This window comes from Mesorhizobium sp. P2_D6 (genome assembly GCF_056404315.1).
Window position 1 is genome coordinate 341,722 of record NZ_JBFUEG010000001.1, and the last position, 13,246, is coordinate 354,967.

Genomic DNA, 13,246 nt, shown 5'->3' on the forward strand with positions numbered 1-13,246 from the left:
CATATCCATTTTTAAGCATTCACTCACATAAATATTACAGTTCGGAAGATATTTTGTGTTGCACTGCACCATTGCCCGGCTACACCATTTCCTGGGGGATTCAGTACCAGGACGTGCGCCGTGGAGGATTCCGCCAAGGTGACCAGCTTGAGTTTTTCGCTGGCCACTACCGATTTCGAGACTGCCTCGCGCACAAGGCGCGGGTTTGACGTTGTCGGCGTACTGTCACCGCTGGCAGACCTGAGACCCGGAATGGCGGGCCGCCGGCTTCTTCGGAGATATCAGACCGGCGGAAATGGCTGATGGTCGCGCGCGACAATCAGCTGGACGCGCTGCGCGCCATCGCTGTCACGATGGTCCTCTATTCTCATTTCCTGGCACCCAACGGGTCCTCCTTTTGGGGCCATATCGGCGTGCGGCTGTTCTTCGTGCTGAGCGGCTTCCTGATCACCCGACTGCTGCTCGAAGCCCGCGCCGCGGCCGAATTCGAAGCCGGTCCTGCCTTGAGATCCTTCTACATCAGGCGCGCGCTGCGCATATTCCCGCCCTATTTCGCCGTGCTCGGGTTCGTCTGGCTGACCGATCTGGAGCAGTCCAGTGGATCGCTCGCCTGGCATGCGCTTTACCTGTCGAATTTCTGGTACGCGCTGCGCAACGAATGGACACCCTGGCTACTCTGCCATTTCTGGAGCCTGAGCATCGAGGAGCAGTTCTACATCGCCTGGCCGCTGGTCGTGCTTCTTGCACCGCGCCGGCGCGTGGAAGCGATCACTATCGGCGTCATCCTGTTGTCGCTGGCCTATCGCTTCTACTGGCCGATCACCGCCACCCCGGCGCTGGCGCGCGACCTGCTGCCACCGGCATCGATGGATGCGCTGGCCTTGGGTGCTCTGCTTGCCTGCTGGCGGACCAGAGGCGCTGGCCTGCCGCAATGGATGCGGCTATGCTGGCCAGCCCTTGCGGCCATCTTCCTGGCGATTGAGTGGCTTGTCCCGGCACCGGCCGATCCCATGCTGGAATGGGCCCGCTGGGCGCTGCTGCAGATCCTGCCCTTGGTGCCGCTGGTGGCCGTCGTCGCCGCCTGTTCAGCCGGCCTTGGCGGCGCCCTCGGCCGGGTTTTCGAACTGCCGCCGCTGCTGTCACTGGGCCGCATCAGCTACGGCGTCTATCTCTACCATCCGATCCTTCTGTCGCTCGCCGTCAAGTCACAGCCCTGGATTCCGCTCAATGTCTCGGAGCAGGGGCCAGGGCGGTTGCTGGTCGCGAGCGCCGCCACGATCGCCGTCGCTTCGATCTCGTGGACGGTTTTCGAAAAGCCGCTCAACGGGCTCAAGCGCCGCTTCCCCTATGTCGCGCGCCGCCGCTCCCAGGCACGCGCCGGCGATGCCGGCTGGCTCGGCAGGGCGGCGGACGCCTATGCCAGCGGATCCCCCGATGGCCGCGCCCCGCTCGACCTCCCGCGAAGGGATGCGCAGAGATGACCGCCGCGCCGCTCGTCTCCGTCCTGCTGCCGGTCTACAATGCCGGGCCTTATCTCGCCGCTGCGCTGGGGAGCATCCTGCGGCAAGACTACGATCGCCTGGAGGTCATCGCTATCGATGACGGGTCGACTGACAGTTCGCTCGAGATCCTCGAACGATACCGCCGGGCCGACAATCGCGTTTCTGTCATCTCACGTGAAAACCGCGGCCTCGTCGCCACCCTCAATGAAGGGCTCCGACTGGCCCAGGGCGAGCTGGTTGCGCGAATGGATGCGGACGATGTCGCCTATCCCTGGCGCCTCTCGCGCCAGGTGGCACTGTTCGAGCGGCGGCCCGAGCTCGGCTTCTGCGGCGCCTGCGTCGATACCTTGCTTCACGGCCGTATCGCCAAGGGCAGGCTCGACCCGGCGTTCCGATCCGGCCGGCTCGACATATTGTCGATGTTCTTTACGATATTCATGCATCCGACGGTGGTCTACAACAGGAAGGTCATAGGGAACGACGATCTCTATTACGATCCGAAATACAGGCACGCCGAGGATTTCGATCTCTTCAGGCGGCTTGCTCGCCGTTTCCCAGCGACCATCTCACCCGAGAACCTGCTCGTCTATCGCATCCATGCGGGAAGCGTGACCATGCGGCATGCCAAGGAAATGCGCAGGACGCATTTGCGGATCGTGGCCGAAAATCTCGAACGTGAGGGGCTCGCGGAAGCCACTGCGGATCTGCGCGACATCGGCGGGGCCGTCTCTTTCGACACGGTTGCGCGCGCAGCCGATTTCATCCGTGCGCTGGAAGAGCGGATTTCCGCGCTGCCGGCCAGCACACGGCCAAGCTTCGAGGCCGGCGCGCTGAACCTGTTCTATTTCCTCTACCAGCTCGTCAGCGACGAAAGAAAGCCGCCGCTGACGCATGAATTGCTGACGCGGACAGCGAGATGGAACTTCATCCGGCGCCGCGAACAATATGCGCTGCGTCCCGGCGTCTGGGCGCCCTGGCTCAGCCTGGCCTCGATAGCGGCCGGAAAGCGGGCGGACGCGCTGGAGTACTTCTTCAAAACTACGCCGGCCGAAGCGGTGCTGGCGCGTTATCAGCGGGGAATAGTATGACCGACAGGCCCCACCCGCTCCTGCGCGATCACCCGTTTGCGAAAGCGCCTGTCCCGACAACTCCCCGATCGGAGCGGCCGTCGTTCGAGGTCAGCTTCATCGTCTGCACGCGCGACCGCGCCGCTGTGCTGGAGGCCTGCATAGCGTCGATCCAGACTGCATGCCGGGCGCACGCCGCCTTCGCGGCTGAGTTGGTGGTGGTCGACAATGGTTCACGGGACAGCACGTCAAAGCGGCTGGCCGGTATCGCCGAAACGTCAGACATCCCAGTCACAGCCGTCTCGGAGCCCCGTCCCGGACTAGCCGCTGCCCGCAATGCCGGACTGGCGCGAGCGCGAGGCCGCGTACTGGTCTTCATCGACGATGACTGCAAGCTCGATCGCGACTATCTCCGCGACCTTGAACGGCACTACCGGAGCGGCGAGAAGTGGCTGATCCGCGGCGGCCGCGTCGAGCTCGGTGATGCCCGGGACCTGCCTTTCACCATCAAGCGTTGGGAGGCGCGCGAGCGGCTGACCCCGGCGGTCCACCCGGGCGGCTTCGTGCTCGGCTGCAACATGACCATGCACCGCGACGTCGCGGCCCGCATCGGGCCGTTCGACGAACGCTTCGGCGCTGGCGGCCCGCTACGCTCGGCTGAGGATACGGATTATCTCGTGCGGGCGATGCTGCTCGGCATGCCGGTCGAGTATGTGCCCGACATGACGGTCTTGCATCATCACGGCAGGCGAGACCGCAAATCGATCGACAGGCTGCACCGCGACTATAGCTTCGGTAATGGTGCGCTGTGCCTGAAACATGTCCGCCACGCCCCTTGGCTGCTTCGCCATGTCTATTGGTCCGCGCGGGCCGCGTTCAAGGAACTGGCGGGCCGTCCTCGCTTCGACCGCGACCTCGATCTGTCGCACTGGCCTATTGTCGTCATGAATCTGGCAGGTGCCGCCAGATTTGCGCTGCTCGTGATGATGGGATGGCCAAAACGGTTGCCGTTGCGCCAGGACCGGCAAGCCAGCGAAGCCAATGCGGAGGCCAGAGCGCGATAATGTCACGGATTCCGTCAGCCCTGCCAATGCTGCGCCGCGCGCTTGGTGGCAGGCTGTTGCGGCTCGTTCCCATCGTGGTGGGGCTCGGGCTTGCGGGCGCCGCGCTGGAAGGCCTCGGCATCGGCCTCATCATTCCGCTGCTCGGCATCATTATGGGGCGTGGCGAAACATCAGGCATGGCCGGTTTCTCCGCCCTCCTCCAGCAGGTTGGAGCGGACCTCGGCGAGCGCGAGCGGCTGATCGCCATTTCGGCCGCGATCCTCGGTTCGATCGTGCTGAAGAATATCTTTGCCTTCGCCAACACGCTGCTGACCAGCTTCATCTACGGCAAGGCAGGTTATTCGATCCGCAGCGCACTGTCGGAGCAGTTGCTCAGGGTCGGCTACCCTTTTTTCCTGCAGCAAAGCCCCGGGCGGCTGCTCAACATCATCTCCAACGAATCCTGGCGAGCGTCCGACGCTATCCAGGCCCTGCTCGGCGCGATCGTCAGTGCCTCGGCCGCCGTCATCCTGCTCACCTTCCTCCTGCTCCTGTCCTGGCAGATGACGCTGCTGGTGACGCTGGGGCTGGCACTTGTCCAGCTGGCGCACGGGATTTTGTCGTCCAATCTGAAGGCGCCGAGCCGCAGCGTCGTCTCGCGCAACAGCGCACTCGCGTCGCAGATGCTGCATCTGGTGCATGCTGGGCGCCTGATCCGCATCTTCGGGCAGGAGAGCCGCGAAAAGGCGATTTTCGCCAAAGCGTCCGACGGGGTGCGGCGGGCGGCTTTCGTGCTTTCAATCCGCCAGGGCGTCTTGCCGCCGCTGACCGAGGTGTTGCACGCGATGCTGTTCCTGGCGGTGGTGATCGGAGCCTGGCTGGCGAATGTGAGCTTCCCGCTGACCGTTGCCTTCCTCATCCTGCTCTACCGGCTGCAGCCGCATATGCGCGCCTTGCAGATGTCGTGGAGTCAGCTGCAAGGCATGAGCGGCTCGCTGGAGGAGGTGCAATGGCTGCTCGATCCTTCCGACAAGCCCGAGGCGCCGCAGGGCAGCCTGCCGTTCGAGGGCTTGCGCCAAGGGATCAGCTTCGATGATGTGAGCTTCGCCTATTCCGGTGCCCTGTCCGGCCCCGACGCGCGCGAGGCGGTGCTGCATCAGGCGGTGTTCGACATCCGCAGCGGCCGCTCGACGGCGCTGATCGGCCGCTCAGGCGCGGGCAAGACGACGATCGTCAATCTCCTGTGCCGCTTCGTCGAACCCGACAGCGGCAGGATCCTCGTCGATGGGGCACCGCTTGGTGAAATCGACCCAAGGCAGTGGCTGCGGAACATTGCCCTGGCCAGTCAGGAGCTGGAGCTGGTCGACGGCACCATTTTTGAAAACATTGTCTACGGCCACGACACGGCGTCGGCCAGCGACGCCATGCACGCCGCAAGGCTGGCCGAGGCACATGAATTCATCGAGCACCTGCCGCAGGGTTACGCGACACTTGTCGGATACCGGGGCATCAACCTGTCAGCCGGACAAAGGCAAAGGATCGCCTTGGCGCGGGCGCTGGTGCGCGATCCCGATATTCTCATCCTCGACGAAGCCACCAGTGCGGTGGATGGGTTGTCGGAAGCCGCTATTGTCGAGACGCTAAAGTCGCGGGCCGGCCGCCGCACCACCATTGTCATCAGCCATCACCACAGCACCATCTCGTTCTGCGACGACGTGGTGATCTTGAGCCGCGGTCGGGTGAAGAAACAGGCCCCCTTCGCAACGCTGGCAAAGCTCAGCATGGACGAGCTTTACCAACACGGAGCGGGTGAGTGATGGGACGCACCCGAATCTGCGACGCAGCTTGCGCCCGGCAGCTCGCGGATTGCGATCAATCGTGCCGGCAAACCACCGCCGTGACGCATTCCCGATTGTGCAAAAGCAATTGCCAGGGAGGTCAGGCGGCCTTTTTCTTCGCCAACCTGGCCTTGATCGAGGCGACGTCGGCACGCGGCGTCGCGGCGAATAGCGTCCTGGTGTAGTTGTGCTTGGGGTCGGCAAAGACCTCTTCGCGCGAGCCGTATTCGACCGCCTCGCCGAAATACATCACCATCACGTCGTCGGCGATGTAGCGCACGACAGACAGATCGTGGCTGATGAAGACATAGGTCAGCTGGAACTCGTCCTGCAGGTCGGCGAGCAGATTGAGCACCTGCGCCTGCACCGACAGATCGAGCGCGGAAACCGGCTCGTCGAGCACCAGAAGGCTCGGGTTCAGCATCAGCGCGCGGGCGATGGCGATGCGCTGGCGCTGGCCGCCGGAGAACATATGCGGGTAGCGATTGTAGTGCTCGGTTCCGAGGCCGACCTTCTTCAGCATCTTCATGGCGAGGTCGCGCCGCTCTTCGGCCGGCTTGTCGGTGTTGATCAGCAGCGGTTCGCCCAGAACATCACCGATCTTCTGGCGCGGATTGAGCGAGCCATAAGGGTTCTGGAAGACGATCTGCACCTTGCGGCGCATCTCCTTGGTCAACCCGCTCCTGGCGATGTCGACCTTGTTGCCGTCGATGAACAGCTCTCCCGACGTTGCCGGATCGATCAGCGTGATGATGCGCGCCAGCGTGGACTTGCCGCAGCCGCTTTCACCGACGATGGCCAGCGTCTTGCCCTTGTCGACGCTGAACGAGACGCCCTTGACCGCATGCACGGTGCGCGCGCCGCGAAACAGGCCGCCGCCGACGTGATAGTCGCGCTTGATGTTCTTGCCTTCGACGACCTTGATGCTCATCAGGCGACTCCGGCGGCCGGTTCGAACAGCATGTCTGAGACGGTCGGCAGCCTGTCGCCGACGGCGTTGTCCGGCAGCGCCGACAACAGCGCTCGGGTGTAGTTGCTCTTCGGCGATTCAAACAGCGACAGCACGTCGGCCTCTTCCATCTTGCGGCCCTTGTACTGGACGATGACGCGGTCGGCGGTCTCGGCCACGACGCCCATATTGTGGGTGATCATGATCAGACCCATGCCGTATTTGACCTGCAGCGAGACCAGCAAATCGAGGATCTGCTTCTGGATGGTGACGTCGAGCGCGGTGGTCGGCTCGTCGGCGATCAATAGCTTCGGATTGCAGGCAATGGCGATGGCGATCATGACGCGCTGGCACTGGCCGCCCGACATCTGGTGCGGGAACGAGTTCAGCCGTTCCGCAGGCTCGGCAATGCCGACCTGCGTCAGCAGTTCGATGGCGCGCTCGCGGCGCTGGGCCTTGTCCATGCCCATATGAAAGCGCAGCACTTCCTCGATCTGGAAGCCGACGGTGAAGCAAGGATTGAGGCTGGCCATCGGTTCCTGGAAGATCATCGACATGTCCTTGCCGACGATCTTGCGGCGCTCGGCCGGGCTCATCTTCAGGAGGTCGCGGCCATTGAAGCTCATCTCGTCGGCAGTGACCGTCGCGGTCCACGGCAAAAGGCCCATCACCGCCAGCATGGACACCGACTTGCCGGAGCCGGATTCGCCGACGATGGCCAGCACTTCACGTTCGTTGACATGGAGCGAGACGCCGTCGACCGCGCGGAACGGACCGGATGCGGTCTGGAACTCGACGACGAGATTGCGGATGTTGAGCAGCGGCATCACGACCTCCTCAGCTTCGGATCGAGCGCATCGCGCAGGCCGTCGCCGATCAGGTTGATGGCCAGAACCGTGATGAGGATGGCGAGGCCAGGGAAGGTCACCACCCACCAGGCGCGCAGGATGAATTCACGCGCCGAGGCGAGCATGGTGCCCCATTCCGGCGTCGGCGGCTGGGCGCCGAGGCCGAGGAAGCCGAGGGCGGCCGCCTCGAGGATGGCGTTGGAGAAGGACAGCGTGCCCTGGACGATCAGCGGCGCCAGGCAGTTGGGCAGGATGGTGCGCAGCATCAGCCGGATATGTCCCGCGCCGGCAACCTTGGCAGCGACCACATATTCACGGCTCTTTTCGGCCATGACAGCGGCGCGCACCAGGCGCGCGAAATGCGGCTGCAGGACAAGCGCAATGGCCAGCATGGCGTTGAACAGGCCGGGGCCGAGGATAGTGACCAGAACCAGCGCCAGCAGCAGCGACGGGAAGGACAGGATCAAATCCATGACGCGCATGATCGCCACGTCGACCCAGCCGCGGAAATAGCCGGCCAGCAGGCCGAGCGTGATGCCGCCGGTAAGTGCCAGCGTGACGACGACGGCGCCGATCAGCAGCGAGAAACGCGCGCCATAGAGCAGGCGCGAGAGCATGTCGCGGCCGACCGCGTCGGTGCCAAGCAGATATTGCGCGCTGCCGCCCGCCTGCCAGGAGGGTGGCCGTAGGAACGCGGTCTTGTCCTGGATGTCGGGCGCGTAGGGCGCCAGCAGCGGCGCAAACAGCGCAGCCAGCACCAGCAGGATGAAGACGAACAGGCCGATGACGGCGCCGCGGTTCACCGAGAAATAGTGCCAGAAGGTCCTGAAGCCGGTCAGGCGATCAGGATTGCCGGCGGCCATCGGGGCGATTTCGGTCGACTGGCTCATCACGCTGCCCTGATGCGCGGGTTGATGACGGCATAAAGCACGTCGACGATCAGGTTCACGGCCATGACGATAAGGGCGATCAACAGCAAGCCCGACTGTACGACGACATAGTCGCGCTTGGATATCGAATCGACCATCCACTTGCCGATGCCCGGCCAGGCGAAGATGGTTTCGGTGAGAATGGCCCCGGCGAGCAGCGTACTGACCTGCAGGCCGATGGTGGTGACCACCGGGATCAGCGCATTGCGCAGCGCGTGCACGCCGATGACGCGGGACGACGACAGCCCCTTGGCGCGGGCGGTCCGGACATAGTCTTCGCCCAGCACTTCGAGCATGGCCGAGCGCGTCTGGCGGGCGATCACCGCCAGCGGGATGGTGCCGAGCACAATTGTAGGCAGCACCAGATGGCTCAATGCCGAACGGAAAGCATCCCATTTGCCGTAGAGCAGGCTGTCGAGGGTCAGGAAGCCGGTGATCGGCTTGATGAAGAACTGCAGGCCGATGCGGCCGGAAACCGGGGTCCAGCCGAGATAGCCGGAGAAAAAGATGATCAGCAGCAGGCCCCACCAGAAGATCGGCATGGAATAGCCGACAAGGGCGGTGCCCATCAGCCCCTGGTCGAACCAGGAGCCGCGCTTGACCGCGGCGAAGATGCCCGCGGGAATGCCCAGCAGCATGGCGAAGATCATGGCGAAGACAGAGAGCTCGATGGTCGCCGGGAAGAGCGTCATGAAATCTTCGATGACCGGGCGCTTGGACGAAATCGACACGCCGAAATTACCGGTCGCGGCATCGCGAACATAATGCGCGTATTGCTGCCAGATCGGCAGATTGTAGCCGAACTGTTCCTTCAGTTCCGCGTAGCGCTCGGGCGACACGCCATGCTCGCCGGCCATGGCAAGAATGGGATCGCCGGGCAGCAGCCTGACGAAAGCGAAGGCACAGATGGTGATGCCGATCAGCGTCGGGAGCACCAAGACGATTTTGTTGAGGAGATATCGGAGCATCTTGAAAAGGGGGCGGCGCTTGATTGCGCGCCGCCCGCCTAACAGTTCTATTCGGCCTTGTCGACGCCGTCGAAGCGATGAATGCCGAGCGGATCCATCATGTAACCGCTGACATTCTTGCGTACGACTGCGTAAACCTGGCTGTGTGCCATGAGGAAGGCCGGAGCCTGCTTGGCAAAGACCACCTGCGCCTGCTCATAGAGCTTGGTGCGTTCGGCCTGGTCGCTGGTCTTCTTGGCCTTCTGGATCAGGTCCTCGAAGTCCTTGTCGCACCAGCTGGAGTAGTTCGACACGCCGATGGCCGAGCAGGCGAATAGCGTGGCGAAGAAGTTGTCCGGATCGCCATTGTCACCGGTCCAGCCGATCTGGAAGGCGCCGGGGCGTTCCTTCTTCTTGCCTTCCTCGCGGTACTTCGTCCACTCGTAGCTGACGATCTCCGCCTTGACGCCGACCTTGGCCCAGTCGGCCTGGATCAGTTCGGCGGCGCGCTGGAAGTTCGGGTTGTAGGGACGGACGCGATCGGAGGCCCAGAGCTGGATCTCCTTCAGACCGGCATCGGCCAGCACCTTCTTGGCCGCTTCCGGATCATAGGCGTCGGACTTCACGTCCTTGTCCCACGACCACATGGTCGGCGGGATCAGGTTTTCGGCCGGCGTGGCGCCGGCGTCCTGGAACAGCGACTTGATGAGCGATGCCCGGTCGATCGCCTGGTTGAGTGCGTGGCGCACCTCAGGCTTGTCGAGCGGCGGGACGGTGGTGTTGTAGCTCATATAGCCGATGTTGAGGCCGGCCTGATCCATCAGGGTCACGTCGGCGTTGGCCTTGATCGTGCCGATGTCGGCAGGATTCGGATAGGGCGCGATGTCGCATTCGCCGGCGAGCACCTTCTGGATGCGGGCGGTCGCGTCAGGCGTGATGGCGAAGACGAGATCGTCGATCTTTTCCTTGCCCTTGAAGTAGTCGGGGTTGGCCGCATAGCGGATGACCGAATCCAGCTGATAGTCGACGAACTGGAACGGACCGGTGCCGATCGGCTTGGTCGAGAAGTCGGCCATCTTGCCTTCCTTCTCGAGCTGGTCGGCATATTCCTTCGACACGATCGAGGCGAAGTCCATGCCGAGATTGGCCAGCATCGGCGCGTTCGGCTCGGTCAGCGTCAGCTTCACGGTCAGGTCGTCGACCTTTTCCCACTTGGCGACGTATTTCGGCATGTCCATGCCGGTGTAGTAATCCCAGGTCAGGTTCGGCAGGTACTTTTCGCCGTTCCAGGGGTTTTCCTTGTTGAACTGGCGATCGAAGGAGAAGACGACGTCGTCCGCATTGAAGTCACGGGTCGGCTTGAAATAGTCGGTGGTTTGGAACTTCACGCCCGGATGCAGATGGAAAGTATAGACCAGGCCGTCGTCGGAGATTTCCCATTTGTCGGCGAGGCCGGGCTCGATCTCGGTGCCGCCATGCTTGAATTCGACCAGCCGCGAATAAACGGTGCGCGACGAGGCGTCGAAGTCGTTGCCGCCCGTCGTGGTACCCGGGTCGAAGTTGGCCGGCGAGGCCTCCGAGCAGTAGACCAGCGTCTTGGCATTGGCCACGCCGCCGAGGACGCTTGCAGCCAGCAACGCGGCTGCAAAAGCCAGTTTCTTTTTCATTGAGCACTCCCTGATGTTCTTCCAAGCCCCTCTATCAGGCTCGCGAAGCGCGCATATAAGCACCGTTTTTCCGGCTTTGGAACACCCTGTTTGCCTACCCCACCGTAAGCAGAAAATATTTCTCGGCTTTTGCTCGATTTCAGAAAGAAATAGCAAAATCTGCTAATCACGGGATTGTTAACGACCGCATTTTTTCATTGATGACCGATATCGCTGGAACAATGATCCACGGGGCTGGGGTTCCTCAAGCCCATCGCGACAAGCTGGTGCCTAAGGCAGCAGCGCGGGACAGATTTTGACGGCAAATCTTTGCCGTCCTGCCGCTGGGGCAAGACTTGCACGGCCGCCGATAGTCGCAATAGATAGACGATACACCGGATTTCCCGGGAATACGCGACATCGCTGCAGCGGAGGACGCCTCACCATATAGAGGCGGTGCAGCGTGGAGCAGGCAACGAACGACTGAGGGAGGCTAGAGGTGGCAAAAGCAACAAAGACAACGGCCCCGGCGAAAGCAAAAGGGGCAACCGCTTCAAAACCCACCGCCGCTGCCGTCAAGCCGAAAGCGCCTTCGGCCAAAGCCACCGCCAAGCCTAAGGCAGCCAGTGCGCCGGCGAAGGCAAGCGCCAAGCCGGCAGCAAAACCTGCGGCGAAGCCCACGGCCGCGAAGACAGCACCTGTTGCAAAGCCCGCCGCCAACCCTGCATCGAAAACGGCGGCGGCAAAGCCGGCGCCGAGCCCGGCCAAAAAACTGCCGAAGACACTGACGGCGCTTGCCGCAGGCCTGCCGGACAAGCCGTGGCTCAAAAGCTATTCGAAAGTCGTTCCGGCCGAGATCGGCACCCTGCCCTACAGTTCGATCGGCGACTTCCTGGTCGGCGCCTGCAAGCAGTTTTCCGGCCAGCCGGCATTCGTGTGCATGGGCAAGTCGATCTCCTATGCCGAGCTCGAGCGGCACTCGGCCGCCTTTGGCGCCTATCTGCAATCGAAGGGCCTGCAGAAGGGCGACCGCGTGGCGCTGATGATGCCGAATGTGCTGCAATATCCGGTGGCGATGATGGCGGTGCTTCGCGCCGGCTATGTCGTGGTGAACATCAATCCGCTCTACACGCCACGCGAGCTCGAACACCAGCTCAAGGATTCCGGCGCGCAGGCGATCGTCATTCTCGAGAATTTCGCCAGCACCCTGGACGCGGTGATCGCCAGGACTGATGTCAAGCATGTGGTGGTCGCGGCGATGGGCGACATGCTCGGCGGCCTCAAGGGCACGATCGTCAACCTCGTCGTGCGGCGGGTGAAGAAGATGGTGCCGGCCTGGTCGCTGCCCGGCCATGTCAAGTTCAATGCAGCCGTGAAGGCCGGCGCCGGTATCGCCTTCAAGCCAGCCAAGATGGAAGCAAGCGACGTCGCCTTCCTGCAATATACCGGCGGCACCACGGGGATTTCCAAAGGTGCTGTGCTGCTGCACTCCAATGTGCTGTCCAATGTCGCGCAGAACACGCTGTGGCTGCAGGACGCCTACGCAATCAAGCCGAAGCCGGCGCATCTCAACTTCATTTGCGCGCTGCCGCTCTACCATATCTTCGCGCTGACGGTGAACGCGCTGATGGGTATGCAGCAGGGCGCCCAGAACGTGCTGGTTCCCAACCCGCGCGACATACCCGGCTTCGTCAAGGAACTGCAGAAATACCCGATGCACATTTTCCCCGGCCTCAACACGCTGTTCAACGCACTGCTCAACAATGAGGATTTCCGCAAGCTCGACTTCAAACCGCTGATCATGACGCTTGGCGGCGGCATGGCGGTGCAGAAGGGGGTTGCCGAGCGCTGGAAGGCGTTGACCGGCAACTCGATCACCGAGGGCTACGGGCTGTCGGAGACCTCGCCCGTGGCCACCGCCAACAGGTTCAGCGACAGCAATTTCACCGGCACGATCGGCCTGCCGCTGCCTTCGACCGAGATCGCCATCCGCGACGATGACGGCAACAATCTGCCGCTGGGCGAGGTCGGTGAGATCTGCATCCGCGGGCCGCAAGTGATGGCCGGTTACTGGAACCGGCCGGATGAGACCGCCAAGGTGATGACCAAGGACGGTTTCTTCAAATCCGGCGACATGGGCTTCATGGACGAGCGCGGCTACACCAAGATCGTCGACCGCAAGAAAGACATGATCCTGGTCTCCGGCTTCAACGTCTATCCGAACGAACTCGAGGAAGTCGTCGCCCAGCATCCGGGCGTGCTGGAAGTGGCGGCAATCGGCGTGCCGGACGAGCATTCGGGCGAAGTACCAAAATTGTTCGTAGTCAAGAAGGACCCGGCGCTGACCGTCGAGGCACTGACCGCCTATTGCCGCGAGAACCTGACCGGCTACAAGCGGCCGAGATACATAGAGTTCAGGACCGAACTGCCGAAGACGCCGGTGGGCAAGATTTTGCGCCGGGCGTTGCGGGAATAGT

The 13,246-nt window shown here is 62.8% G+C and carries 10 protein-coding genes; 5 read left to right on the top strand and 5 right to left on the bottom strand.

The window, feature by feature from the left end:
* Positions 1–302 precede the first annotated feature (302 nt).
* The 4 genes from AC1D1L_RS01530 to AC1D1L_RS01545 are packed head-to-tail and all read left to right on the top strand — an operon-like array spanning position 303 to position 5,429.
* Complete coding sequence (locus AC1D1L_RS01530) at positions 303–1,481, top strand: acyltransferase family protein (RefSeq protein ID WP_477338238.1); 1,179 nt, start codon at positions 303–305, stop codon at positions 1,479–1,481.
* Positions 1,478–2,590 (top strand): glycosyltransferase family 2 protein, encoded by a 1,113-nt coding sequence (locus AC1D1L_RS01535; protein ID WP_477338240.1) that lies wholly within the window; start codon positions 1,478–1,480, stop codon positions 2,588–2,590. Before AC1D1L_RS01530 ends, AC1D1L_RS01535 begins: the two co-directional genes overlap by 4 nt.
* The gene (locus AC1D1L_RS01540) at positions 2,587–3,633 is read left to right on the top strand and encodes a glycosyltransferase family 2 protein (protein ID WP_477338242.1); all 1,047 of its coding nucleotides are present in this window, start codon (positions 2,587–2,589) and stop codon (positions 3,631–3,633) included. Before AC1D1L_RS01535 ends, AC1D1L_RS01540 begins: the two co-directional genes overlap by 4 nt.
* The gene (locus AC1D1L_RS01545; protein WP_477338244.1) at positions 3,633–5,429 is read left to right on the top strand and encodes an ABC transporter ATP-binding protein; all 1,797 of its coding nucleotides are present in this window, start codon (positions 3,633–3,635) and stop codon (positions 5,427–5,429) included. The genes AC1D1L_RS01540 and AC1D1L_RS01545 overlap by 1 nt, the downstream gene beginning before the upstream one ends.
* A 121-nt stretch (positions 5,430–5,550) precedes the next feature.
* On the opposite strand, the gene AC1D1L_RS01550 is transcribed toward AC1D1L_RS01545, so the two are convergent.
* The 5 genes from AC1D1L_RS01550 to AC1D1L_RS01570 are packed head-to-tail and all read right to left on the bottom strand — an operon-like array spanning position 5,551 to position 10,790.
* Positions 5,551–6,381 (bottom strand): dipeptide ABC transporter ATP-binding protein, encoded by an 831-nt coding sequence (locus AC1D1L_RS01550; protein ID WP_112560674.1) that lies wholly within the window; start codon positions 6,379–6,381, stop codon positions 5,551–5,553.
* Positions 6,381–7,226, bottom strand: a complete 846-nt coding sequence (locus AC1D1L_RS01555; RefSeq protein ID WP_477338246.1) for an ABC transporter ATP-binding protein — start codon at positions 7,224–7,226, stop codon at positions 6,381–6,383. The genes AC1D1L_RS01550 and AC1D1L_RS01555 overlap by 1 nt, the downstream gene beginning before the upstream one ends.
* Positions 7,226–8,110, bottom strand: a complete 885-nt coding sequence (locus tag AC1D1L_RS01560; protein ID WP_477338733.1) for an ABC transporter permease subunit — start codon at positions 8,108–8,110, stop codon at positions 7,226–7,228. The genes AC1D1L_RS01555 and AC1D1L_RS01560 overlap by 1 nt, the downstream gene beginning before the upstream one ends.
* Positions 8,111–8,136: 26 nt before the next feature.
* Positions 8,137–9,144: an ABC transporter permease subunit gene (locus AC1D1L_RS01565; RefSeq protein ID WP_025583791.1), complete on the bottom strand. Its 1,008-nt coding sequence runs from the start codon at positions 9,142–9,144 to the stop codon at positions 8,137–8,139.
* A gap of 47 nt (positions 9,145–9,191) precedes the next feature.
* Positions 9,192–10,790 carry an ABC transporter substrate-binding protein gene (locus AC1D1L_RS01570; protein WP_477338248.1) on the bottom strand — a complete coding sequence of 533 codons (1,599 nt, stop codon included), beginning with the start codon at positions 10,788–10,790 and terminating at the stop codon, positions 9,192–9,194.
* Between the two features lie 478 nt (positions 10,791–11,268).
* Between AC1D1L_RS01570 and AC1D1L_RS01575 the strand changes: the two genes are divergently transcribed.
* On the top strand, positions 11,269–13,245 hold the full coding sequence (locus tag AC1D1L_RS01575; protein WP_477338250.1) for a long-chain-fatty-acid--CoA ligase: 1,977 nt from the start codon (positions 11,269–11,271) through the stop codon (positions 13,243–13,245).
* Position 13,246 lies beyond the last annotated feature (1 nt).